The organism is Dechloromonas sp. A34, from assembly GCF_026261605.1.
Classification (GTDB): Bacteria; Pseudomonadota; Gammaproteobacteria; order Burkholderiales; family Rhodocyclaceae; genus Azonexus.
This window is the reverse complement of record NZ_CP102486.1, coordinates 122,739-146,730: the sequence shown is the minus strand read 5'-3', so window position 1 is coordinate 146,730 and position 23,992 is coordinate 122,739. Positions and strand designations below refer to the sequence as shown.

General features: G+C 64.4%; 25 protein-coding genes and 2 riboswitches. Of the genes, 11 read left to right on the top strand and 14 right to left on the bottom strand.

The genetic code is table 11. From position 1 onward, the window contains the following. Window positions 1-3: 3 nt before the first annotated feature. From NQE15_RS00730 to cobT, 11 genes are all read right to left on the bottom strand, one after another. Window positions 4-1,041 carry a glycosyltransferase family 9 protein gene (locus NQE15_RS00730; protein WP_265945666.1) on the bottom strand — a complete coding sequence of 346 codons (1,038 nt, stop codon included), beginning with the start codon at window positions 1,039-1,041 and terminating at the stop codon, window positions 4-6. Then, window positions 1,038-2,057, bottom strand: a complete 1,020-nt coding sequence (locus NQE15_RS00725; RefSeq protein ID WP_265945664.1) for a glycosyltransferase — start codon at window positions 2,055-2,057, stop codon at window positions 1,038-1,040. The genes NQE15_RS00730 and NQE15_RS00725 overlap by 4 nt, the downstream gene beginning before the upstream one ends. A 73-nt stretch (window positions 2,058-2,130) precedes the next feature. Beyond that, window positions 2,131-3,876 (bottom strand): lipid A export permease/ATP-binding protein MsbA, encoded by a 1,746-nt coding sequence (gene msbA / locus NQE15_RS00720; protein WP_265945662.1) that lies wholly within the window; start codon window positions 3,874-3,876, stop codon window positions 2,131-2,133. Between the two features lie 57 nt (window positions 3,877-3,933). After that, entirely contained in the window at window positions 3,934-5,079 is a 1,146-nt protein-coding gene (locus tag NQE15_RS00715) for a glycosyltransferase family 4 protein (protein WP_265945660.1), read from the bottom strand. Further along, window positions 5,076-6,173 (bottom strand): putative lipopolysaccharide heptosyltransferase III, encoded by a 1,098-nt coding sequence (rfaQ, locus tag NQE15_RS00710; RefSeq protein ID WP_265945658.1) that lies wholly within the window; start codon window positions 6,171-6,173, stop codon window positions 5,076-5,078. Before rfaQ ends, NQE15_RS00715 begins: the two co-directional genes overlap by 4 nt. A gap of 42 nt (window positions 6,174-6,215) precedes the next feature. Beyond that, window positions 6,216-6,728, bottom strand: a complete 513-nt coding sequence (locus NQE15_RS00705; protein ID WP_265945656.1) for a histidine phosphatase family protein — start codon at window positions 6,726-6,728, stop codon at window positions 6,216-6,218. A gap of 43 nt (window positions 6,729-6,771) precedes the next feature. Then, window positions 6,772-6,978, bottom strand: a complete 207-nt coding sequence (locus NQE15_RS00700; protein ID WP_265945654.1) for a hypothetical protein — start codon at window positions 6,976-6,978, stop codon at window positions 6,772-6,774. Further along, a complete protein-coding gene (locus NQE15_RS00695) occupies window positions 6,978-7,229 on the bottom strand; it encodes a hypothetical protein (protein ID WP_265945652.1) in 252 nt (83 codons plus the stop codon). The genes NQE15_RS00700 and NQE15_RS00695 overlap by 1 nt, the downstream gene beginning before the upstream one ends. Window positions 7,230-7,308: 79 nt before the next feature. Then, window positions 7,309-7,911 (bottom strand): DUF938 domain-containing protein, encoded by a 603-nt coding sequence (locus tag NQE15_RS00690; protein ID WP_265945651.1) that lies wholly within the window; start codon window positions 7,909-7,911, stop codon window positions 7,309-7,311. Between the two features lie 16 nt (window positions 7,912-7,927). Beyond that, a complete protein-coding gene (locus tag NQE15_RS00685; protein ID WP_265945648.1) occupies window positions 7,928-8,689 on the bottom strand; it encodes an adenosylcobinamide-GDP ribazoletransferase in 762 nt (253 codons plus the stop codon). After that, window positions 8,689-9,738: a nicotinate-nucleotide--dimethylbenzimidazole phosphoribosyltransferase gene (cobT, locus tag NQE15_RS00680; protein ID WP_265945646.1), complete on the bottom strand. Its 1,050-nt coding sequence runs from the start codon at window positions 9,736-9,738 to the stop codon at window positions 8,689-8,691. Before cobT ends, NQE15_RS00685 begins: the two co-directional genes overlap by 1 nt. 78 nt (window positions 9,739-9,816) lie before the next feature. Next, a riboswitch (cobalamin riboswitch) is annotated at window positions 9,817-10,010 on the bottom strand. Window positions 10,011-10,027: 17 nt separating this feature from the next. Here cobT and cobU point away from each other — a divergent pair. Both cobU and NQE15_RS00670 read left to right on the top strand, forming a co-directional pair. Next, window positions 10,028-10,597: a bifunctional adenosylcobinamide kinase/adenosylcobinamide-phosphate guanylyltransferase gene (gene cobU / locus NQE15_RS00675; protein ID WP_265945644.1), complete on the top strand. Its 570-nt coding sequence runs from the start codon at window positions 10,028-10,030 to the stop codon at window positions 10,595-10,597. Window positions 10,598-10,653: 56 nt separating this feature from the next. After that, window positions 10,654-11,079, top strand: coding sequence for a Pvc16 family protein (locus NQE15_RS00670; protein ID WP_265945642.1), 426 nt, complete (start codon window positions 10,654-10,656; stop codon window positions 11,077-11,079). Here NQE15_RS00670 and NQE15_RS00665 read toward each other — a convergent pair. Continuing rightward, the gene (locus NQE15_RS00665; RefSeq protein ID WP_265945640.1) at window positions 11,055-12,539 is read right to left on the bottom strand and encodes a cobyric acid synthase; all 1,485 of its coding nucleotides are present in this window, start codon (window positions 12,537-12,539) and stop codon (window positions 11,055-11,057) included. The genes NQE15_RS00670 and NQE15_RS00665 overlap by 25 nt on opposite strands. 60 nt (window positions 12,540-12,599) lie before the next feature. After that, window positions 12,600-12,787: riboswitch (cobalamin riboswitch) on the top strand. A 40-nt stretch (window positions 12,788-12,827) separates the two neighbouring features. Here NQE15_RS00665 and bluB point away from each other — a divergent pair. The 9 genes from bluB (at window position 12,828) to NQE15_RS00620 (ending at window position 21,187) form a co-directional block, all read left to right on the top strand. Continuing rightward, on the top strand, window positions 12,828-13,580 hold the full coding sequence (gene bluB, locus NQE15_RS00660) for a 5,6-dimethylbenzimidazole synthase (protein WP_265945638.1): 753 nt from the start codon (window positions 12,828-12,830) through the stop codon (window positions 13,578-13,580). Continuing rightward, window positions 13,577-14,500: an adenosylcobinamide-phosphate synthase CbiB gene (gene cbiB / locus NQE15_RS00655; RefSeq protein ID WP_265945636.1), complete on the top strand. Its 924-nt coding sequence runs from the start codon at window positions 13,577-13,579 to the stop codon at window positions 14,498-14,500. Before bluB ends, cbiB begins: the two co-directional genes overlap by 4 nt. Then, the gene (gene cobD, locus NQE15_RS00650) at window positions 14,493-15,485 is read left to right on the top strand and encodes a threonine-phosphate decarboxylase CobD (RefSeq protein WP_265945634.1); all 993 of its coding nucleotides are present in this window, start codon (window positions 14,493-14,495) and stop codon (window positions 15,483-15,485) included. Before cbiB ends, cobD begins: the two co-directional genes overlap by 8 nt. Beyond that, window positions 15,388-16,368: a cobalamin-binding protein gene (locus NQE15_RS00645; RefSeq protein WP_323055003.1), complete on the top strand. Its 981-nt coding sequence runs from the start codon at window positions 15,388-15,390 to the stop codon at window positions 16,366-16,368. Before cobD ends, NQE15_RS00645 begins: the two co-directional genes overlap by 98 nt. Before the next feature lie 7 nt (window positions 16,369-16,375). Further along, a complete protein-coding gene (locus NQE15_RS00640; protein WP_265945632.1) occupies window positions 16,376-17,170 on the top strand; it encodes a cobalamin-binding protein in 795 nt (264 codons plus the stop codon). 56 nt (window positions 17,171-17,226) lie between these two features. Further along, window positions 17,227-17,562 (top strand): hypothetical protein, encoded by a 336-nt coding sequence (locus NQE15_RS00635; RefSeq protein ID WP_265945631.1) that lies wholly within the window; start codon window positions 17,227-17,229, stop codon window positions 17,560-17,562. Further along, a complete protein-coding gene (locus tag NQE15_RS00630; RefSeq protein WP_265945629.1) occupies window positions 17,559-18,143 on the top strand; it encodes an SCO family protein in 585 nt (194 codons plus the stop codon). Before NQE15_RS00635 ends, NQE15_RS00630 begins: the two co-directional genes overlap by 4 nt. A gap of 50 nt (window positions 18,144-18,193) precedes the next feature. Then, a complete protein-coding gene (locus NQE15_RS00625) occupies window positions 18,194-18,946 on the top strand; it encodes an ABC transporter substrate-binding protein (protein WP_265945628.1) in 753 nt (250 codons plus the stop codon). 102 nt (window positions 18,947-19,048) lie between these two features. Continuing rightward, entirely contained in the window at window positions 19,049-21,187 is a 2,139-nt protein-coding gene (locus NQE15_RS00620; RefSeq protein ID WP_265945626.1) for a diguanylate cyclase, read from the top strand. A gap of 4 nt (window positions 21,188-21,191) precedes the next feature. On the opposite strand, the gene NQE15_RS00615 is transcribed toward NQE15_RS00620, so the two are convergent. Together NQE15_RS00615 and NQE15_RS00610 are read right to left on the bottom strand one after the other, a co-directional pair. Then, on the bottom strand, window positions 21,192-23,288 hold the full coding sequence (locus tag NQE15_RS00615) for a TonB-dependent receptor plug domain-containing protein (RefSeq protein ID WP_265945624.1): 2,097 nt from the start codon (window positions 23,286-23,288) through the stop codon (window positions 21,192-21,194). Beyond that, the gene (locus tag NQE15_RS00610; protein WP_265945622.1) at window positions 23,288-23,881 is read right to left on the bottom strand and encodes a PilZ domain-containing protein; all 594 of its coding nucleotides are present in this window, start codon (window positions 23,879-23,881) and stop codon (window positions 23,288-23,290) included. Before NQE15_RS00610 ends, NQE15_RS00615 begins: the two co-directional genes overlap by 1 nt. Between the last annotated feature and the right edge of the window lie 111 nt (window positions 23,882-23,992).

Below are 23,992 nucleotides of genomic sequence, written 5' to 3'. Positions count from 1 at the left end.
GGCTTAGGACTTTTCGCCGATTGCAGCCGCCAACGCCAGGTGTTCCAGCGCATGAGCGGTAATGGTATCGGCCGGGATCGCTTCCATGCCGGACGTCGCGGCAGTAGCGGAGTGACCGGTGGCGGGATGCTCGACGATGGTGCACTGCGGATTCTGCAAGGGCGCGAGGTTGGCGCCGGGATAGAGATGGTGATACATCGCCACCATCGGCACGCCGAGCGCTCCGGCGATATGGGTGGGCCCGGTATCGACACCGACATAGAGATCGAGAAGGCTCATCAAGGCGGCGCTGGCGCGCAACGACTGGTTGCCGGCGACAACCTCGACATGCGCCGGAAAACGTTCGGCCAGCGGCTTGGCCCGAACTGCCGCACCGGCATCGCCGAGGATCAGGAACAGGGCGTCCGGATGCGCATCCAGAACCCGCTCGATGAGCCGGGAAAAGTTTTCCAGGGGCCAGTCGCGGTGAGCCTTGGTCGGAAAGCTGAAGGCCTGCAGGCCGACCCGGGGACGCCGCCCGAGCGCGCCGCGCCCGGCAAGCAGCTGTTCGGCAGCCTGCCTTTCTGCCGGCGTCACGCTATAGGCCAGACGCCAGTCACTCGCCTGTACGCCGGCGGCTTCGACGAGCGCCAGTCTCTCTCGCACAGCGTGCACACCATGCGATCGTTCGACAGGGAACAGGCGGCCGTCGGCTGCCGCCGGAAGTTCCTGGTCGGCAAAGCAATAGACCCGCTGCGAACAACGCAGGGCATAACGTAGCAATGCGGCGTCACGGCCATAGACAAAGGCCAGATCGAATTGTCGACCAGGCAGCCAGCCCTTCAGCAACGCGGTGTTTTTGGTTATGGGGCCCAGCGTGTCGATGAAATCGAGGTTCTCCAGGACTTCGCAGCGTTTCGGATGGGCCAGGACGGTCAGCCGGGCCGCCGGATAGCGCTGCTTCAGCGCCCGCATCGCCGGCGTCAACAGCAGGGTGTCGCCGATGCGGGCGACGCCGATCAACAGAATGTCGCGAATCGAGTCGCTGGCGATATCGCTCACGGACGCTCCGCATCGATCAGGCGCTGATAGAGCGCCTCCATCCCGTGGGCCATCGCCTCACGAGAAAATTTCCGGCGCACGAACTCGGCGGCATTGGCCCCCATACCCTGACGGCAAACAGGATCATCGAGCAGCCGGCAAATCGCCTCGGCAATTGCCCGGCTATCGCCTACCGGCACAAGGAGGCCGGTACGAGCGTCCTGAATGACCTCCGGAACACCGTCGACATTGGTCGCAACAGCGGGCAAACCCATGGCGCCCGCCTCGATAAAGGCGGTACCGAGGGCTTCCTGATGGGTTGGCAGGACAAAGACGTCGAGTGATTTGAGGATATTGACCACATCGCGGCGCAAGCCGAGCATGTGCACCCGTTGGCCGAGGCCGAGTTCGGCGATGCGGCGTTCGAGGTTGGCCGTCTGCGGTCCGTCGCCGGCAAAGACGAAGTGGGCTCCGGGGAAGCGCTCGATGACCTGCGCTGCCGCCTCGATGGTTTCGGCATGCCCCTTTTTCTTGCGCAGAATCGCCACCGTGCCGATCAACAGGGCGTCCGGCGGCAGTCCAAGCTCCGCCCGCAGGTCGCCTTCAATGGTCGACCGGTCGTAGCGGGCAAAATCGACGCCGGTCGACACCGTGGTGATCCGCTCGCGCGGCACGCCGGCCTCGACCAGATAATTCTCGACAAACTTGCTGACCGTGACGACATGATCCGGCAGCACGCTGTAGCTGAATTTCGACGTGATCGGCAGCGCCAGGTGACGGGTGCGAACGATACGCGGGCGCCCGCCGATGATGCTGCGCGCCGCCATCCCGGCGAGCTGGGTATCGCGGCCGCTGTGGGTGTTGACGATATCGGCCCGGAAACGCTTGATTACGCTGCGCAGGCGGAGCATGGCCGGCAGGTCGATGGCGCCGCGCATCTCGATGGCAAAAGTCGTAAATCCGGCCTCCTGGGCGCGCTCGAGGATGCGCGCCCCGGGCCGGCTGACCACAGCCATCTCGTGACCGCGTTCGCGCATGCCGATCAGTTCGTTCAGCGTGCGGTTCTCCTGCCCCCCCAGCCGACGGACGATTCAGTATGCAGAATACGCATCAGGCGACGCCCTCTTCTGCCTTCTGCATCTTATAGAGGCGGGCATAGAGGCCGTCGTGGGCCAGCAGTTCGGCATGCGAGCCCTCTTCCTGCTTCTGGCCATGAGCCAGGGCGACGATGCGGTCGGCCCGTTCGACGGTGGACAGGCGGTGGGCGATGACCAATGTGCTGCGGCCGCGCATCAGCTCATCGAGGGCGGCCTGGACATGGCGTTCGGATTCGGTGTCGAGTGCCGAGGTCGCCTCGTCGAGAATCAGGATCGGCGCATCCTTGAGGATGGCGCGGGCGATGGCCAGACGCTGGCGCTGGCCGCCGGAGAGCTTGACGCCGTTTTCCCCGATCATCGTGGCGAAGCCTTCGGGCTGCGCATCAATGAATTCCAGGGCATGCGCCGCCTTGGCGGCCGCCCGGATTTCCTCGGCCGTCGCGTCGCGCTTGCCGCCGTAGGCGATGTTGGCGGCAATCGTGTCATTGAAGAGCACGACATCCTGGCTGACCAGCGCGATGTTGTCGCGCAGGCTGGCGAGGCGGATATTGGGGAGGGCATGGCCATCGACCCGGATTTCGCCGCCGTCGATCGCATAGAAACGCGGCAGCAGGTTGGCCGCCGTCGTCTTGCCGCTGCCCGACGGACCGACCAGCGCGACGCATTCGCCTGGGCGGATGGTCAGCGACAGGGCATCGAGCGCCGGACGCTCGGCCCCGGGATAGGTGAAGGATACCTTGTCGAACTCGACCAGGCCCTGGGCACGGCCCAATTCTTCCTTGCCCAGGTCTTCCTCGGAGGCCTCGTCGATCAGCGAGAAGACGCTCTCGGCCGCCGCCAGACCGCGCTGGATCGGCGCATTGACGTCGGTGATACGGCGCAGCGGCGGCAGGATCATCAACATCGCGGTAATGAAGGAAACGAAGCTGCCGACCGTCGCCTGCTCGCCGGAGGCCTGCTTCAAGGCCACCCCCATGATGATGGCGACGCCGGTGGCGGCGAAGAACTGGACGATCGGGCTCTGCGCCGCCACCGCCATGGTCGCCCGCATCGCCAGCCGCCGCTGCTCGCGGACCGACTTGTAGAAACGCTCTTCTTCGTAGGTCTGGCCGCCGAAGATCTTGACCACCTTGTGGCCCTCGATGGTTTCCTGCAGGACCTGGGTAATCCGCCCCATCGACTCTTGCTGGCCGCGGGCCACGCCGCGCAGCCGCTTGCTGAAGGTGCGCACGACGATGGCGATGAAAGGCACCACGCTCAGGGTAATCAGGGTCAGTTGCCAGTTCAGGTACAGCAGCCAGGCCATCAGACCGACGATGGCCAGCGAGTCCTTGATCAGCGAGGTCAGCGCATTGGTCGCCGCGCCAGCGACCCCGGTCACGTCATAGGCGATGCGCGACATCAGGCGGCCGGAAAGATTGTCGCTGTAATAGCGGGTCGGCAGGCGCACCATGCGGGCGAACATCGCTTGCCGCAATTCGGTGACGACATTGTTCGACACCCAGCTCATGGCGTATTCGCCGATGAAGCCGAACACGGCGCGGGCCAGGAAGATGGCCATGATGGCCAGCGGATAGATTAGCCAGTCCCACTGCCCGGCCGCCGCCGAGAAACCGTCGTCGAGCAGTTTCTTCATCATCGCCGGAAAGACCGGCTCGGCCAGTGCCGATAGGCCCATGGCCACCAGCGCCGCGGCGAAAGCCTTCCAGTACGGTCGGACATAGGTCAGCAGCCGGAGATAGAGCTCACGGCTGGTCATGTCACTGGCCATGCAAATCCTTGATGAAAAAATGGAACTCGCGATTATACCTGCGTGTCAGGCCGGGCTCAGCGAACGGTATAGCGCCAACAGACGGTCGGCCATCGCCGGCAGGGTCAAGGCTTCGACGCTGGCCCGTGCGCCGGCGCGCGGCGTGGGGTGGCCGGCCAGCGCGGCCAGATCGTCGAGGCGGTCGGCCAGTTCGGCAAGATCAAGGGCATCGACCACCCAGCCGTTGCCCCCCGGACGCACCCATTCCCGGGCGCCGCAGGTTGTCGAGGTGACGATCGGCAGGCCGCAGGCCAGCGCTTCGAGCGCCGCATTCGGGCAGGGGTCGTAGAGGGTCGGCAGGACGAAACCGTCAGCCGCCCCGTACCAAGGGCGGACATCCTTGAGCGGGCCGGTGAAGTGGATACGCTTGTCCAGCCCGAGGCGGGCGGCCAGCAGCTGCATGGTCCGCAGCTTGCGGTCAGCGCCGACGATGACCAGCCGCGTCTCGGTCCGCCGCATTTTCGCCATGGCGCGCAGCAACTGCGGCACGCCCTTGCGCTCGAAACCGCTGCCGACGAAAAGCAGCAGCGGCACCCGCTCCGAAACTCCGAGCTGGGCCCGCGTCGCTTGCCGGAATTCGTCGGCCAGATGCGGATGGAAGACGGCCGTATCGACGCCGTTGTAAATCACCCGCAACTTGCCGGGCGCGACGCCGTAATGCTGGCCAATCTCATCGGCCACCATCTGCGAATTGCAGATCACCGCCTTGAGCGCCGGATGCTCGAACATCGCCCGCTCGGCGCCGAGCACATAGCGGTGATAGGGCGAAAGGGCCTGGGCCAGCCGTTCAAGTGGCGTCAAAATCCGCGCCCGATGGGCCAGCCAGGCGGCATGGACGCCGTCGCCGGCACGAAAGATCATGCACCCCGGAATCCGTTCATGCGATTGCGTGATGTCGAAGCCGCCCTGGCTCATCTCGGCTTGGGCGCAAGCGGCGAAGCTGCGGTCGCGCGCCGCCCGTCCGCCGAGCAGTCGGGAATACTTCGGGTCGCAGGTAATCTGTCGGAAACCCTCGCGTGGCGCGCCGTCCCAACTGCGGGTGATCAGGCTGACCTCGGCGCCTTCGGCGGCCAGGGCGCCAAGCGCCCGCTCGACGAAGCGCTCGGCCCCACCGTAGGGGTTGTAGCGCTGGCGGACGATGGCGATCTTCACGGCGCGAGCAGTTCGTGGGCGGCGGTCAGCACCTCATCGACGCCCAGCGAGGTCAGGCAATCGCTGACCTTGCCGCCGCCGCAACCGTCGATACCGCAGGGCCGGCAGGGATGCTGCTGGCTGCTGACGACGCGGAACGGCACGCCCCACGGCCCCCACTGCTTGTCGCCGGAGGGTCCGAACAGCGCCACGGTTGGCGTACCGACCGCCGCCGCGATGTGCATCGGGGCCGAATCGACGCCGATGAACAGTTTGGCGGCCTGGGTCAGTGCCGCCAGCTCCTTGAGCGACAACTGGCCGGAGAGGCTGAAGGCCGGCTGTGTCAAACGAGACTGGATCGCCGTCAGCATGGCTTTTTCATCCGCGCTCGGGGCGGCGGTGAGCACCACGGCGTGGCCTTCGGCTTGCAGGCGCCCGACCAGCGCCGCCATCTGCTCGACCGGCCAGCACTTGAAGAACCAGCGCGACGCCGGGTGGATATGGATGAAATCCCGCCCCGCGAGCCCAAAACCCTGCAGATACGCCGCGACGCTGGTTTCAGCCGCCGCCCCCGGCACGAGCCGCATGCGCCGCTCGGCCGGCGCCGGCTGGATGCCGATCCGGCGCAGCGCGTCGAGATTGGTCTCGACCATGTGGCGCAAGGCATTGCGCGGAAAGCTCTGGAGATGCGTGAAACTCCTCTTCCAGCGCTTGCTGCGCCCGCCGACCGCCGGCCCGACCGACCAGCGCGGCTGGAGCAGCCGGCACAGCCAGGCGCCGCGCCAGTGCTCGGTAAGGTGGATGATCAGGTCGTAGCCGCGCGCCTTCAGGCTGTTGTAGAGCGCCAGCTCGGCCTGCAACTGGCCGACGACGCCGAGCTGCTTCCACTTGCGGTCGATGGTGTGAACAGTAGTGATCGCCGGGTGAAATGTCAGCATCTCGGCCGTATCGGCATAGACCAGGGCATCGATCTCGACCTGCGGGGCATGCGCCTTGAGCACCGAAAAGACCGGCGAACTGACCAGCACATCGCCGTGATGGCGCAGCTTGATGACCAGCGCCCGCTTGATTTCGCCAACAGGGACTGCGTCGCGCAGAGGATTGAAATTTTCCATGGCCGCCATTTTAGTCCAGTGCCCGCCGCTGGCGTTGCCGCGTCAGCGAGGGACTTCGACCGTCGTCCGCGATCCGCAGGCAAAAACCAGTTGCGTCCATTCGTCCGGCGGCACCCCGCGCCAATGAGCCAGCAAGGTGCGGATCACGCCGGCATGAGTGACGATCACCGCTTCCGGCACCGCCAGTCCGGCCACAAAAGCCAGCGCGCGGCGCTGCAACATCAGCGGCGACTCGCCGCCCGGCGGCGCATAAGCGGCGACATCGGCCGCCCAGGCATCGAGCTCGGCACGCGGCACATCGTCCCAGCGCAAGCCTTCCCAACTACCGAAGTCCATTTCGACCAGCAAGTCATCAATCTGTGGCGCCGGGTGCAGCAGTTCGGCCAGCATGCGGCAACGCCGCAGCGGGCTGCTCCACACCGGCAAGCCGGGCGGCAGTTCGCCACGCAGTCGATCGGCCACCGCCCGAACATTTTCCGCAGCAACGTCAAGCCGACCGTAACAGGTCCCCGGCTCGACCACTGGCGGTGGATGGCGGATCAGATGAAGGATCATTGGGCAGCGCCGATCGCCAAAAACGCTCCTTGGAATCCCGCTCTCACCGAACGAAATGGGCACCGAGCGTGGCGACGACCACCGTCAGCGCACCCAGCCCTAGATTGCTTGCCACCAGAAGACGAATGCGGTTCATCGCTGCCCCGGCGCCAGGCCAGTCCTGAGCGGCGACGCCCGCCTTGAGGCGCGGGTAATGCAAAAAATAAATCACGCCGAAGATCGCCGCCATCAGCACGCCGAGGCCGGACATCACATGCCAATGCAGCGGCGCCTGGGCAAACCCGTGGCTGCCATGCTCGCGAACCCCGAGCCGAGAATGGCCACGATGCTCAGCGCGACCGCAGTGAAGAAGCGTCCGAGCACCGCGGCCAGCAAGGGCAGGCGCTGGGGTGGCGGCAACTGCGACGCCGCCACCGGACGCAGGCAGAATTGCGCGAAGAACATGCCGCCAATCCAGACGATGACACCGGAAAGATGCAGCAGAAGCAGGATGGAGCGCATGGTCGGGACCTCTCACAGATTTTGGTTAAGCGTCGAACACCTGGCAGTGCGGACTTCAAGCAAGTGCCGACGGGAAGCGTCAGCGCCGATTCGACGGTACCTGCCAGACCAGGCACCGGTTATTGGACGGCATGGCTCGATCTTCGACCAGGCGCAGGCCCGCCCGTTCGGCCATTTCATTGACCCTTTCAAAATCCCGGATCCCCTGATGCGCTGCCTGCTCCTTGAGCCAGCGGTCAAAGCTGGCGTTGCTGTCGCTGGTGAATCGGCCGCCGTAATTGAACGGGCCATAGATGACGACCTTTGCGCCTTCGGCCAGCAAGTCCGGCAGGCCGGCAAAGAAGCTTTCGACGGCCGCCCAGGGCATGATGTGCAGCGTATTGGCGCTGAAAATCGCGTCGAAGCGCCGTCCCGGCCCGGCTTCGACAACATCGAATTCGAGTGGCGGCGGCGTGTTGGACAGCGCGGCGTCGTCCAGCCAGGCGGCGATTCCCGGCAGATTCTCGCAGCGGTCCGAGGTCTGCCAGTTCAGGTGCGGCAGGGCCGCCGCAAAAAATATCGCGTGCTGGCCGGTACCGCTGCCGATCTCCAGCACCTCCCGGCGATCGGCAAAATGCGCTTTCAGGACTTCCAGGATGGGTTCGCGGTTCCGCTCGCAGGATGGGGCGTTCGGCTTTTCCACGGCAATCTCCGCTGGCTCAATGCGGCCAGTTTGCCAGTACGCCGAGATAGAAGGCAATCTCGCTGAGCTGCTGCGTCGCGCCCAGGCAATCGCCGGTATAACCCCCCAGCCAGCGCCGGAACTTGGCGGCCAGCCAGAGCGTGGACAGGGCGGCGAGCAGACAGCCGGCGACGGCCTTTTCCAGCGGCAACAGGGCCAGCGCCGCTACGACGAAGGCCAGCGCGAACAGCATCTGGCCAGCCGACAGCCTGGTGGCCAACGGCTTGGCCTTGGCCAGCAGGTCTTCCCGCACGTAGTCCATGGTCGCCAGCAGCATCGTCGCGCAGAAGCGCGACAGGGCATGACCGGCAAGCAGCACCCACGGCACCAGGGCGCCGTCGAGGGCGGCGAGCAGCGTGAATTTGCCGAGCAGGGCCAGCACCATGGCGACCACGCCATAGCTGCCGACCCGCGAGTCTTTCATGATCTCCAGGATGCGCAGCTTTTCCCAGCCGCCGCCCAGGCCATCGGCGGTATCCGACAAGCCATCCTCGTGGAAGGCGCCGGTCGCATAAAGAGTCGCCGCCATCGACAGCAGCACGGCGACCGGCTGCGACCAGAGCAGCGCGGCGCCGAGATAGACCACCACCCCGATGCCGCCGATCAGCAGGCCGACGGCCGGGAAATAGCGCGCCGAGCGGTTCAGCGCCTCGGCCGAATGCCCGACCCAGGCCGGCACCGGCAGCCGCGTGAAGAAGCGGACGGCACCGAAGAAATATTCGAGCTCGCGGCGCAACATCAGCTTTTTTCGGCGACTCCGGCCGATTCGAAGCTGGCCATTTCCTTGAGGAAATTGGCTGCCGCCTTGACCAGCGGATAAGCCAGCGCTGCGCCGGTGCCTTCGCCCAGCCGCAGGCCAAGGTCGAGCAATGGGTCGGCGCCGAGTGCCGCCAATTGCGCCGCGTGGCCGGGCTCGGCCGAGCGGTGGCAGAAGATGCAATACTCAGCCAGCGCCGGCACCAGCCGGGCGGCGGTCAAGGCCGCCGAGCCGACGATGAAGCCGTCGATCAGCAGGACCATCCGGGCTTCGGCCGCGGCCAGCATGGCCCCGGCCATCATCGCGATCTCGAAACCGCCGAATTCGGCGAGCACGGCCATTGGTTCATCCTTGCCACCGGCCGCGCGATAGCGGGCGAGGGCCTTTTCCAGCAATCCCTGCTTGCGGACCAAGCCGGCGTCGTCGAGCCCGGTGCCGCGCCCAATGCAGTCGGCAAGCGGCGTGCCGGTCAGGCAATGGGTGATCAGCGAAGCGGCGGCGGTGTTGCCGATGCCCATTTCGCCGAAGCCGACGACATTGACCCCCTTGGCGGCCAGCCAGCGGATGATTTCGGCGCCGCGACTCATGGCGACGGCGCACTGCTCGCTGCTCATTGCCGGCTGTTCGAGGTAATTGGCGGTACCCCGGGCGACCTTGGCGTCGATCAGCCCATCGCGCTTGCCGAAATCATGCGCCACGCCGGCGTCGATCACGGCCAGTTCCATGCCGTTCTGGCGGGCAAAGACATTGATCGCGGCGCCGCCGGCCAGGAAGTTCTCGACCATCTGCCAGGTCACATCCTGCGGAAAAGCAGAGACGCCGGCCTTGGCCGCGCCGTGATCGCCGGCGAAGACCAGCATCTGCGGCTGGCTCAACTGCGGGTCGAGACGCTGCTGGATCAGGCCCAGCCGTTTGGCAACCCCCTCCAGCTGCCCGAGGGCGCCGAGCGGCTTGGTTTTCTGGTCGATCTTGTGCTGCAGCGCAGCGGCCAACCCCTGGTCCGGGGCGACGATCTTGAATTTTGAATGCATCCGATTCTTCCTGTCCAAATAAACAAAAGGGCCTCGCAGCAGCGCCTTGCAACGCCACCGCGAAGCCCTGTCCACAGGCTCCAGCCCAAACGATTCGACAGGTCTTCTGGCTCTCGGATCAGCCGGTCTGTCGCACCTTCCCGCCGGGTCTGTTTCCCCTGAGCAGTGGCATGTCGCGACATCCGTCCCCGATTACAGCGGCGGGCCCGCCACGGATTTGCACCGTGTTCCGTTTTATCGAATCGGGGCGAATTATACCGGTTGCCGTCCACGCCGACATTCGCCCACAATGCCTGCCATGAAAGAACTGATCCTTGGCGGTGCGCGTTCGGGCAAGAGCCTGCTGGCCGAAAAACGGGCCGCGGAGTCCGGCCAGCAGGTCATTTACCTGGCCACCGCCGAAGCTCGCGACGGCGAGATGGCCCACCGCATCGCCCATCACCGCGCCCGCCGCCCGGCCGAATGGGGCTGCACCGAGGAAACGCTGCATCTAGCGGCCAGACTGCGCCAACTCGCGACACCGGAGACCTGCATCCTGGTCGATTGCCTGACCCTCTGGCTGTCCAACCTGTTATTTGCCGGCCAGGCGGCCCGCCAGGCCGAGGCCGGCGAAGCGATCGCCTGCCCGCTGTTCGACGGCGAGACGACGGCCCTGATCGAGTTGTTGCCGCAACTGCCCGGCCACATCATCCTGGTCTCCAATGAAGTCGGCTGGGGCATCGTACCCATGCATCCGGTATCGCGGCTGTTTGCCGACGAGCAGGGACGGCTCAACCAGCGCGTTGCCGCGGTGTGCGAGCAGGTGACGCTGGTTGCCGCCGGCCTGCCGCTGAGCCTCAAATCGCCTTGCAAAGACTGAGGCGGCAGCCCGTGTGCTAACCTGAGGATCGATCCGGCATTTCTCAGGAGGACACCATGCCCCTTTTCACCCGCCTGACCACCTTGTGCCAGACGCTTGCAACGCACACCACAGTACCCATCCGGATCGGCCGCCCGGACGACACCCCCGGTCTCTTCGTCTGGCCATGGCGCCTGGAAGAGGATGCCCGGGTCCGCAACTCACCGCTCCCCCGCCTGCCGGGAGACGACACCAAGATGCACACCCCGGCCCCGGTCATTCATTTTCTGGTGCTGTCGACCACGAATCTCGACGATGAAACGATTTCCGGACTCGAAGCGGCACGCCTGGCCTTGCTCGAAACCCCGGTTTTCGAGGCGGGGGCCGGCCGCGTCGTGGTCGCGCCCGCCCCGCTGAGCGCCAATGACCTGACCGACCTGTTTACGGCCGCCGACATCCCGCTGCGTCTTTGTTTGGCTTATACCTTGCGTTCTTCGGCCTGACCCCTGGGCAGATAGCCGGCCAGCTTGTCCCAGTCGAGCGCCGCCTCGACCGAATCAGCCAGGCGCTCGAGATCGGCTTCGCGGCGGGCGGCGAAATCGACCGGCGCGCTCTCCGTCATGCCGGCCCAGGCGAGCAATGCAGTCAACGCCGCCGGATGGTCAAAAACGCCGTGGCAGTAGGTTGCAAAGACCTGACCGTCGGCCGAAATGGCGCCATCGCGATGGCCATCCGCGAACTGCACGGCGCTCTGCGCCAGGCCCGCGCCACGCGTCACGCCGAGATGGATTTCGTAACCGGTCATCGCCGGCCGGCCCGGCAGCGCCAAGTGACCGCTCACATTCCGTAGCTGCTTTTCGGCTTCGAGCGTCGTTTCGACATCGAGCACCCCCAGGCCCGGCGTGCTGCCGGGCTGGCCTTCCAGTCCCTGTGGGTCGTGGATCATCGCACCCAGCATCTGGTAGCCGCCGCACAGGCCGACCACCTTGCCGCCGTAGCGCAGATGCTTCCGGATGGCGTCGGCCCAGCCCTTCTCGCGCAGCCAGTCGAGGTCGGCACGGACCGCCTTCGACCCCGGCAGCACGATCAGGTCAGCCGCCGGCGGCGCCTCACCCGGACCGATCCAGCGGAAATCGACTTCCGGATGCAGGCGCAGCGGGTCGAGGTCGTTGTGGTTGGAAACGCGCGGATAGGCCGGCGCCACCACCTTCAGCCTAGCCTCGCCCTTGGCCAGCGCGGCGGTGGCGATGGCATCCTCGGCATCGAGCATCAGGCCATGCAGGTAGGGCAGCACGCCGAGCACCGGCTTGCCGGTCCGTTCTTCGAGCCATGTCAGGCCGGGTTCGAGCAGGCCGATGTCGCCGCGAAAACGGTTGATCACGAAGCCCTTGACCCGGTTCTGCTCCGAGGGGGAGAGCAGGTCCAGGGTGCCGACCAGATGGGCGAAGACGCCGCCGCGGTCGATGTCGGCAACGAGGATCACCGGGCAGTCCACAGCTTCGGCAAAGCCCATATTGGCGATGTCGCGGTCGCGCAGGTTGATTTCGGCCGGCGAGCCGGCACCTTCGACCAGCACGCAATCGTAGGCAGCGGTCAGCCGCCCCCAGGACTCAAGCACGGCCCCCATCGCCCGTGGCTTGTAGGCGTGGTAGGCCTTGGCGTCGAGATCGGTCGCCACCTTGCCGTGGATGATGACCTGCGCCTTCTTGTCCGTCGTCGGCTTCAACAGCACCGGGTTGAAATCGGTATGCGGCTCGAGGCCGCAGGCCAGCGCCTGCAGCGCCTGCGCCCGGCCGATTTCGCCGCCATCGCTGGTCACCGCCGAATTGAGCGCCATGTTCTGCGGCTTGAACGGCGCGACGCGCACACCGCGCCGCTTCAGAATGCGGCATAGCGCGGCGACCAGGGTCGTTTTTCCGGCATCGGAGGTAGTGCCTTGGACCATCAGGGTAGAACAGGACATATGGCGGGAGGTGTGAAAAAAGTCCGTAATTATGGCACCATCGGCCCCGCTCAATTTTGCTTTGGGCAGGTGTCTCCAGGTGCCGTTCAGCAGTACTGAACGGAGAATCGGGAAGGCGGTGCAAGTCCGCCACGTGCCCAGCGCTGTAAGGATGACGGGCGATGCAGCGAGCCACTGACCACGGTCGGGAAGGCGCATCGTGCGGTTGAATCCGAGTCAGAAGACCGGCCGGGAGACGAAACAAGGTTGCCCGGCCAGGCAACCGCCGCTTTTCCAGAAGGGGAATCCATGGAAAACCCATCCGCGCCTCAGGCGCACGCTTTTTCCGCTGCCGACCGGGCAGCGGTGTATCAAGCCATTTTCAACCGCCGCGATGTGCGCGGCCAGTTTCTGCCGACGCCGGTGCCGGACGACCTGCTCAGCCGCCTGCTGATGGCGGCCCACCATGCGCCCTCGGTCGGTTTCATGCAGCCGTGGAACTTCCTGCTGGTCCGTTCGCCCGAGGTCAAGCAGCGCGTCCACGACGTGTTCGCCCAGGCCAACGATGAAGCGGCGCGGATGTTCCCGGACGAAAAGCGCGAAATCTACAGCGGCCTGAAACTGCAGGGCATTCTCGAAGCGCCGATCAACCTCTGCATCACCTGCGACCGCTCGCGCAGCGGCCCGGTGGTCATCGGCCGCACCCATATCCCGACCATGGACCTCTACAGCAGCGTCTGCGCCGTGCAGAACCTCTGGCTGGCGGCCCGCGCCGAAGGTCTGGGCGTCGGCTGGGTCAGCATCTTCCACGAGAAGGCCCTGCAAGACGCGCTGGGTATTCCGCATCACATCGTGCCGATCGCCTACCTGTGCATCGGCTACGTCAGCCATTTCAAGGACAAGCCCGAACTGGAAAAAGCCGGCTGGCTGCCGCGCCTGCCGGTCGAGGAACTGGTGTTCCATGAACAGTGGGGCGCGCAGAACGCGGCCGAAGCCCCGCTGGCTGCAGTTCTGCGCGAGATGCAGGCGGATATCCAACACAAGGGCGTCTTCCCGAAATGAATTGGAGTCTGGCAGCCCTGGCCCCGTACGCGATGCCCCTGGCCGCGCTGAGCGCCGTGCTGCTCGACCGCCTGCTCGGCGAACCGGGCCGCTGGCACCCGCTGGTCGGCTTCGGCAAGCTGGCCGCCGCCGTCGAGAAACGCCTGAATCGGCGGACTCAGCTCGCCGGCATCCTGGCCTGGGCCCTGGTCGTACTGCCGCCCGTGGCGCTCGCCCTGCAGCTGCGACCCTACGCGCCCTTCGCCGTCGACGTCGCCCTGCTCTACTTCGCCCTCGGCGCCCACAGCCTGGCCGAGCACGCCGAAGCTGTCGCCCGGCCGCTGCGCGAAGGCCGGCTCGACGAAGCCCGCCGGCGCGTCGGCTGGATCGTTTCGCGCGAGACCGCCGAGCTCGATGAATCCGGCGTCGCCAAGGCCGGCGTCGAATCGGTGCTCGAAAACGGCAACGATGCGATCTTCGGCGCCCTGTTCTGGTTCGCCCTGCTCGGCGGCCCCGGTGCTCTGCTCTTCCGGCTGGCCAATACGCTGGATGCGATGTGGGGCTACCGCACCGAACGCTACAACCTGTTCGGCCGCGCCGCAGCACGCATCGACGATGGCCTGAACTGGCTGCCGGCCCGGCTGACCGCGCTGACCTATGCCCTGCTCGGCCAGACCCGTAATGCCTTGGCCTGCTGGCGCGCCCAGGCACCGGGCTGGGACAGCCCGAACGCTGGGCCGGTGATGGCGGCCGGCGCCGGCAGCCTCGGCGTGCAGCTGGGCGGCGCGGCGGTCTATCATGGCCAGGAAGAAATCCGCCCGCCGCTCGGGTCCGGCCCGGCACCGGTCGCCGCCGACCTCGGGCGGGCGATTGCCCTGATCCGCCACAGCCTGTGGTTGTGGCTGGCTGTCCTTTTCGTGATGGGAATTCTCAATGCTTGAACACGGTGGCCGCCTGCGCGAAGCGGCGACGCAATACAACATTCCGCTGGCCAACTGGCTGGATCTGTCGACCGGCATCAATCCCGACCCCTGGCCGGTGCCGACTATCCCCGCCGCCTGCTGGCACCGCCTGCCGGAAAACGGCGACGGGCTGGAAGCGGCCGCCGCCGCCTATTACGGCAACGCCAACCTGTTGCCGGTCGCCGGTTCGCAGGCGGCCATCCAGTTGCTGCCGACCCTGATGCAAACCGCCGTCGTCGCCTGCATTTCGCCGATCTACAGCGAGCATCCGCAAGCCTGGCAACGCGCCGGCCACCGTCTGCGTTTCCTGCAGAACGCCATGCTGCCCCGCGCCCTGGCCGCGGCGACACCCTACGTGCTGCTCTGCAACCCGAACAACCCGACCGCCGACCGCCACCCGCACGACATCGCCCTCGATGCCGCCCACCAGCTCAAGAAGCGCGGCGGCTGGCTGATCGTCGACGAAGCCTTCATGGACCCGACCCCGGAATACAGCCTGACGCCGCTGGCCGGCACCACCGATGCCCCGAACCTGATCGTGCTGCGCTCGATCGGCAAGTTCTTCGGGCTGGCCGGCGCCCGCGTCGGCTTCGTTTTCGCGGCCGCCGACATCCGCGAACGGATGCAGGAAGCGATGGGGCCGTGGACGATCAGCGGCCCGGCCCGCGAAGCCGCCCGCCTCGCCTTGCAGGACACGGTCTGGCAGAGCGCCGCGCGCAGCCGGTTGCTGGCCGCCAGCGAGCGCCTGCACCAATTGCTCGCCCCGCTCGGCGAAATCAAATCGACCTCTCTGTTCGCCACGCTGACCTCGCCGCATACGCCCGAACTGCATGAAAGCCTGGCCCGTCAGGGCATCCTGACCCGCCATTTCGAACAGCAGCCGCTGCTTCGCTTCGGCCTGCCGGGCAACGAGGCGGAATGGCAGCGCCTGGGCAGCGCCCTGGCCAACTGGAAACCCGCATGAAAAACCGCCATCTCTGGGCGCTGGCCGCTATCTTCGCCCTGCTCCCCCCGCCCGGGCCGATCTCGTCGTCAAGGACGATACCGGCTATGAAATCCGCCTCAAGGGCCCGGCCAGGCGCATCATTACCCTTGCCCCGCATGCCGCCGAAAGTCTCTACGCCGCCGGCGCCGGCGACAGGCTGGTCGGCACCGTCGATTACAGCGACTACCCGCCGGAAGCCAAAAAGGTACAGCGCGTCGGCGGCTATTCACGGATCGACCTCGAAGCCGTCGCCGCCCTCAAGCCCGACCTGGTCCTGGCCTGGGAAAGCGGCAACAACATGACGCAGGTCGAGAAACTGCGGGCGCTCGGCCTGACCGTCTATGTCTCGCAACCCAACAAGATGGAAAACGTCGCCGACCAGCTCGAGCGCATGGGCCAGCTGGCCGGCACCGAAGCCGCCGCCAACGCCGCCGCCGCCAGTTTCCGCAAACGGCTGGCCGGGCTGCGCGCCGCCAACGCCAACAAGCCGAAAGTCCGCGTCTTCTACCAGATATGGAAATCGCCGCTGATGACAGTCGGCGGCCCGCAGATCATCAGCGATGCGATCACGCTCTGTGGCGGCACCAACGTCTTCGGCCACCTCAAGCAGATGGCGCCGACGGTCAGTGTCGAATCCGTGCTCGAGGCCGACCCCGAGGTCGTCGTCGCCACCGGCATGGGCGACGCCAAGCCGGAGTGGCTGCACGACTGGGACAAATGGACCCGGCTGACCGCCGTCAAGCGCGACAACCTGTTCCACATCAATCCCGACATCATGCAGCGCCACACGCCGCGCATTCTCGACGGCGCCGAGAAACTCTGCACCCATCTCGATGTCGCACGCAGCCATCGTCCCAAGTGAGAACTACATGAGCCGCCTGCCGCAACGCATCGTCTGCCTGACCACCGAAACCGTCGAAGTCCTCTACGCCCTGGGCGAAGCCGACCGTATCGTCGGCATTTCCGGCTACACGGTGCGCCCGCCCGAGGCGCGCAAGGAAAAACCCAAGGTCTATGCCTTTACCAGCGGCGACATCGACAAGATCCTCGCCGTCCAGCCCGATCTGGTGCTGACCTTCTCCGACCTCCAGGCCGACATTGCCCGCGACCTGATCAAGGCCGGCGTGCCGGTTTATGCCTTCAACACGCGTAGCATCGAGGACATCCTCGGCATGGTCGAGACCCTCGGCCGGCTGGTCGGCGCCGAGACGAAGGCGGCCACGCTGGTCGCCGGGCTCGAAACGCAGGTCGAACAGGCCCGCGCCGTCGCCGCCCAACGTTTCGCCAAAACCGGCCACCGGCCGCGCGTCTATTTCGAGGAATGGGACGAGCCCAACATCACTGCCGTGCGCTGGGTTTCCGAACTGATCGAGATCGCCGGCGGCGAGCATGTCTTTGCCGACCTCGCCGTCAAACCGCTGGCCCGCGACCGCATCCTGGCCGACCCGCTGGAAGTCGTCCGCCGCGACCCCGAAATCATCATCGGTTCGTGGTGCGGCAAGCATTTCCGCCCCGAGCACATCGCCGCCCGGCCGGGCTGGACCGAGGTCAGCGCCGTGCGCAGCGGCCGGCTGCACGAAATCAAGTCGGCGATCATCCTGACCCCGGGACCGGTCGCGATCAGCGAAGGCCTGCCGCAATTGCTGGAAATCTTTGATCTGTGAAAAGGTCTCCGGCAGGCGCCTGCCTATAATCGACCCCAACCCGGAGGAAACCGATCATGAAACTTGCAGCCCCCATCGTCGCCCTGGCACTGGCCAGCCTGAGCTTCACCGGCATCGCCGCCGATCAAGGCACGGCAGCCGTCGAGGAAGTCGGCAAGATCAACGGCCTGGCCCTCGCCTGCCAGCAACCTGCCATCGTCAGCCGGGCCCGCAACGCCGTGCAGACCACCGCACCCAAGACCCGCGCTTACGGTGAGGCCTTCGAGAATGCCACCAATGCCGCCTACCTCGAGCAGGGCAAAGGTCTTCCCTGTCCCGATGCGCCGACCCTGACCAAGCGCCTGAGCGAAGCCGAAAGCCGCTTGCAGGCGGCATTCAAGCCTGGGCAATGAGCCGCTGGCTGGTCCTTGGCTTGATGCTCTTCCTGGGCGGCCCACTTACCGCCCACTCGGCGCCGCCAATGGCGCCCGAGGAAAGCGTCGGCATCATCCCGCGTTACCTGTTGCAGGATCCGAACGGGCGCGCGGTGAGCAGCGATGACTTTCGTGGCCGTTTCCAGCTGATCGCTTTCGGCTACACCTACTGCCCGGACATCTGTCCGACCACGTTGGTCGAAATGGCGACCGTTCTCAAGGAACTCGGTGCAGACGCCGAACGGCTCCAGGCGCTCTTCATCACGGTGGACCCGGAGCGCGACAACGGGTCGATACTGAAAACCTACACCGAATTCTTCGACTCCCGGATCATCGGCCTGACCGGCTCACCGGCCCTGGTCCGACGGGCCGCGGATAACTTCAAGATTCGCTACGCCAAGGTTCGCGAACCGGGCAGCCAGCCGGAGCACTATGCCGTCGACCACTCGGCGGGCATGATCCTGCTTGGCCCCGATGGCCAATTCATAAAAAAATTCGCCTTTGCCACGCCAGTGGCCGAACTCGCCAGGCAGATCGGGGAATTTGTAAGGCGTCCCTGAGGGCAAAAACACTCATTGCACAGGCATAGCTGCTGAGGCAATATCCGGGAATGCTTCGCTTTGCCCTGCATGCCTTCATTTTGCTAACCTTTGTCTCCCCGCTCGCCTGGGCGGGAAACATCGCGTTGACACTCAGCGACAACAGCGGCCCCTACGCGGAATTTTCCAAGGCGCTGGACGAAGCGCTGGCCGGAACCAATTGGAAAGTCACTGCGACCGGCAAGTCCGATGGCACCGAGTCACCGGCCACGCGGCCGGATCTATTGGTGACCGCCGGCAGCGAAGCGTTCCGGCTGGCCCTGGCGCGCGGCGGCACAACTCCGGTTCTCGCCACCCTGCTCCCCCGCCAGAGCTACGACCGCATACTGTCCGACGCCGGCCGGGTCCGCGCTCGCGTTACCGCCATTTATCTCGATCAGCCGCCGGCGCGTCAAGCGGTTTTCTTGCGGCAGTTGTTACCGAGCCAGAAACGAATCGGTATGCTGGTCAGCAACGAAACTCGGCCCCAGATCGGTCACTATCGACAAACCTTCGCCAATGCCGGCCTGACACTCGACAGTGAAGACAGCGATGCCGAAAAAACGCTGTTACCCGCCGCCAATGCGCTGCTGCCACGAGTCGGCGTCCTGCTGGCCATTCCGGACAGCACAATTTACCGGCGCGAGAACATCAAGGCGCTACTGATCACCTCCTACCGGCACCAGCGCCCGGTGGTCGCCTTTTCGGCCGCCTTCGTCAATGCCGGGCGCTGGCCGCGCTATTCACAACACCGGCCCAGATCGCGCGCCAGACAGCTGATCTGATCGTCGGTTCCGGGACGAATCTGCCCGGGCCGATGGCACCCAGCCTGTTCGCCGTCGCCATCAATCAGAACGTGGTCCAGGCACTCGGGCTGACCGTGCCCGATGAAACCACTATCCGGCGGGCCATGCTCGCCGATCGGGAGGCACGATGAACCGGCTCAATCTCCGCCATCATCTGTTGCTGCTGCCCTGCTGCCCAGCACGCTGATCGCCATCGCCCTTGTCGTCTATTTCACCGTCAGCGGCATCCGCACGCTGGAAGGCGAACTGCGCGCCAAAGGCATGGCTACCGTTCGCTACCTGGCGCCGATCAGCGAGTACGGCATCATCGCCGGCCAGATCGAGACGCTGCACGCACTGGCCCAGGCCACGGTCCAGGAATCCGGGGTCAAGGCCGCCCTGGTCGTCAATCAGAAGGGCCGGGCGATTGCCGTCAGCGGCAGGGTTTCGCTGGCCAGCGAGACCCTGCGCCTGAGTTTGGATAAACCGACCATGGTCGCCGAAACCGAGCGCTGGATGGCTTTCGCTGCCCCGGTACGGCGCTCGCTCAACGAAACCGACTCGCTGTTTGAACCGGCCACGCCACTCAAGCAAGCTCAGGCCCCCGAAGTCATCGGGCACGTCTTCGTCGAATTTGACAAGAGCGAACTGGCCAGCCGGCAGCGCGAACTGCTCGTCCGCGGACTGCTCATCGTTCTTCTTGGGCTCTTCCTGCTCGCCATCCTGGCCATCGCGATGGCTGACAACATGGCCAAACCGGTGATGCGCCTGGTCCATGCCGTTCGCGAAATGTCATCCGGCCGGCTCGACAGCCGGGTTCCCGCGCTGTCGAGCGGCGAAATCGGCGTCCTCGAACAAGGCTTCAACGAAATGGCCCAGCACATCGAGGAAGCCCATTACTCGATGCAGGCGCGGATCGAGGAAGCCACGGCCCAGCTCGCCTTCCAGGCCCGCCACGATGCACTGACCGGTCTGCTCAACCGCCGCGAGTTCGAACACCGGCTGGAAAAAATGCTGACCAGCGTACAGGCCGGCGGCGACGAATGCAGCGTGCTGTTTATCGATCTCGACCGTTTCAAGCCGGTCAATGACACCTGCGGCCACCTGGCCGGCGACGAATTGCTGCGCCAGATATCGCTGCTCTTCCAGGGGCGGCTGCGTGAGGACGACACGCTGGCCCGTCTCGGCGGCGACGAGTTCGGGGTCATTCTGGCCAATTGCAGCGGCGCCCGGGCCCGCCAGGTCGCCGAAGACATTTGCGGCCTCGCGGCGGCTTACCGTTTCATCTGGCAGGACAAAGTCTTCGCAATCGGGGCCAGCATCGGCCTGACCCCAATCAACCGGCGCGTCCGCAACATTACCGAGATTCTCGCCGCCGGCGACACCGCCTGCTATCGTGCCAAAGAGAGCGGACGCAACCAGGTCTGCGAACAGGAGGCCCTCAACACCCAGGAACGGCGCCAGGAAACCAACGGCTGGGCAACCCGGATCGCCTCCGCCCTAGCCGAAAACCGCCTGCAGATCGAGGCCATGCCGTTAATCGCCTTGCAGAAGGACAGGCTCGACGGACATTTCGTCGAGCTGACCGCCCGCCTCAACGAGCCGGGACAAACGCCAGTCGCGCTATCGGCGCTGATGGATGCAGCAGAGCGCTACGACCTGGCCCCGAGCATCGACCAATACTTTATCGAAACAGCGGTCAATGCCCTGGCCAGCGCCCAGCGCCGGACCAAAAAACTGCATTGCCTGGTGCCGCTTTCCGGAGCTTCGCTCGGCTGCCGGGAAGTCATCGACGCCATCGCCCACAAGCTGTCCAGTCACAATATTTCTGGGAACGGCCTGTACCTGATTTTTTCTGAAGACGTCTCGACTCACCAGACCAGCCAGGCCATCGAGTTTTCTCGGCAGGCCCGCGCCCTGGGCTGCCACATCGGCCTCAATGATTTCGGCGGCGGTTTATCATCGTTCAGCCATCTACGCAGCATTGCGCCGAGCTGCGTCAAGCTCAGTCGTAGCCTGACCCGCGACCTCGGTGGCAACCGGGCATCTACCGCGCTGTTGCGCGCCATTCAGGAAATCACCGCCGACCAGGATATCTATTCGATTGCCGACGGTATTGAGCAGAACGGCGCCGCCGAGCAACTGAGATCACTCGGCATCAGTTATGCCCAGGGGAATGCCCTCGCCCCCAGCGAACCTTTCGAGGTGTGGCTGGAGGGGGCGGTCTTCCGAACTTCTTAAGCGCCTAGAAGTCGAGGCGCAGGCTAACCCACTGGCGACGGTCGACCACGCGATCGCTCACCAGTCCTGAGGACTTGAACTCGCCGTGAGCGCCGTTAAGCGATTGAACCGTATACGCCACTTCACCACCACCCCCTACCCAACGGAAGGGATAGCCGAGCCGGCCATCAACCCGCGTGTAGCCATTCACCTCGCTATTACGCGTCCATTTCATCCGGTCGACCCAATAACCGGCCAGCGAAAACTCAAGCCCGAGTAGCAGCTTCTGCATTAGCATCGCAGCCGTCGTATGTCGGGGAGCGGATCGATCAGCGTGCATGTCGATATTGCTTCGATCCTTGAGATTGCTCAGGGTGTTGTTGGTGTTCGCCAGGGCGTCATCGAGGAAATCGGCGTAGACGCGGATAAACGCCTGATTCAGCATCAAGCGGGTCGCCTCGAACGGCTGCCATTTCCACTGGTATTCAATTCCCTGGATGCGAACCTTCTGCACAGCCACGGTGGCATCACCGATTAGATCGCTGTTCCGATTCTGATCGATCACCATCAGACGATTCGGCACTTTTTCCACGAAAGCACGGACATCAAGGCTCATTTTCCAGCGTTTCCAGTCGCCAAGATAACCAAGCTCCCAAGAATCAAGCTTCTCCGCCGGCATATCAGGATCACCAGTGAACTGATTAGCGACCCCTACCCCGGGTGCCAGCGGCAAACCATCCGCTCTGGCATAAGGAACTGCCCAGCTATTGCCTCGATAATCGGCGGTGCTGCCCGTCCTATAGGCGCGTGCATAGCCAAGACGGACCGTGTTTTCCGGTGTCAGATGAAAGCTGCCGCTGAGCCGCGGCGAGGTATGCGTTCCGGCCAATGAATCGTGTTCTGTGGAAGCACCGAGATTTCCAGTAAACCAATGGGATGGTTTCCACTCAAGATTGCCGAAGAGACGTCCGACATCCCGTTTAACGGTCGGATTCCCGAAAAACATGGTTTCGGACCGCAGGGAATCGTTTCGCCAACCGCCTCCCCATACGACACGCGTGTGGTCAAATGGTGAAAAATTATGCTGCGCCTCGATCTCATGACGAACCCCGCGGTCCCCAAATTCATCGACGCTATAGAGAAATCCGCTGTCCTTGGCGGCATAGCGATCAGATGCCCAATCCGCGACATAGGCGTAGCGAATCTGAAAATCCGAATCCGGCGACAAGGCCCGGCGCCACAGGAGTTGGAGATAACTGTTTGATTGGGAGTAGTCATGAATCGGCCAGCCCGGATCATTGCCCCCGGTCAGCACGTTGCCGCTCTTCGCCAGCCGGCCACGCTGGGTGATCGCCTCGATATGTCCGGCACTAAATTGCAGCACATCATGATCGGTTGGAGCCAAATCGGCGCGAAAATCGACCAGTTTTGAGCGGAACGAATCTATCCAGTCAAACTGATTGGAAAACCCATCGTCATCCCGTTGCTGATAGGTAAAGCGGAAGTCCCCCGCTTCTCCCAACTTTCCCCCGTTACGCACGGTGTAGTCCCTAACGCCCTGGCTACCGTGGTTGCTTGATACCGAAAAGCCCTCCACCAGTGCAGGGTCGACCGTAATGATATTGATCACCCCAAGAAAGGCATTGGATCCGTAGGAGGCCGAATTCGAGCCGCGCACCACCTCGATGCGTTCAATGTCTTCAAGCGCCACCGGCAATGTCGCCCAGTTCACCCCGTTCCGAAACAAGGGGGAGTACTGGGAACGACCATCGATCAACACTTGAACACGGGGTGAATAATCCTCATCGGTTAGGCCATGATAGGTCACCCGCGCCGCATCGGTATTGTTGGGATAAGTCTGAAAGCCCGGGACTAGCCGAAAAATGTCATTGAGATCACGGGCCCCAGAGGCCTTGATCATATCTCGATCAATTACTGTTACGGCTGTCGGGGCATCAGCCAGACGCTGCGGCAAACGGCTCACCGAAGCAACGACAGGCAGGTCGCTAAAATAAAGACTTTCATCCGAAGCATTTGCGCTTCCGGCCAGCCATGCACCGGCCAATGCCACCACCAGCGATTTGCACCGTGCACGACAACTCTGTTCCATCTGCTTACCCATCAAATACCTTCCAGCGCACCGGGAACCGACAAAGCTTGTTTCCACGCCAGGGCAAAACACTCTGACTGCGTGCCGATTCCAATGCTATAACGATTAGTCGCTACCAAACAAAGCGCAAGACCGCCCTGATCTACGGCAGTCACTGCTTCAAGGTTGATTTCATCGACCCCGACGCGGGTCAGCGCATGCATGAAATCACTGCGCAATGAGCCATTCAGGCCACCGGTAATCCGCATGATTTTTCGCCCGCCGACTTCATTTACTGAAAGGATTGAGGCCTGCCCCTTGATTAGGGCGCCGTTGATCGCATCTTCGATCAATACTTGGTTGATCGGCCCGGTCTGGAAGCGTCCCCCGAAAACGTCGCCAATCCGGCTCACTACCGTCACCGGCACATCGATCACCGGCGATCCGAACAGGGAAAACTCGCAACCGGCCGAATGGCCAACCTCAAGGGCGAGACTGGTGCGTACCATCAACCCCGAAAGAGATAGATTCTCGATCCCCCCTCCGCCAAGCGAACCACCGTAGCCTATCTTCACCTTCGGTGGCGAGGCAAAACGAATGCGCTGATGCCGTCGTTGATCCAGCATGGTCGCCCAAGCCCTTCATGGAAAATTGTCTTTTTCGGCAGTTTAACAAAACTTCACAATCTGACCATGATCGCCATAGCTGCCCCCTTACATTGACTTTTCGTCAGCCGC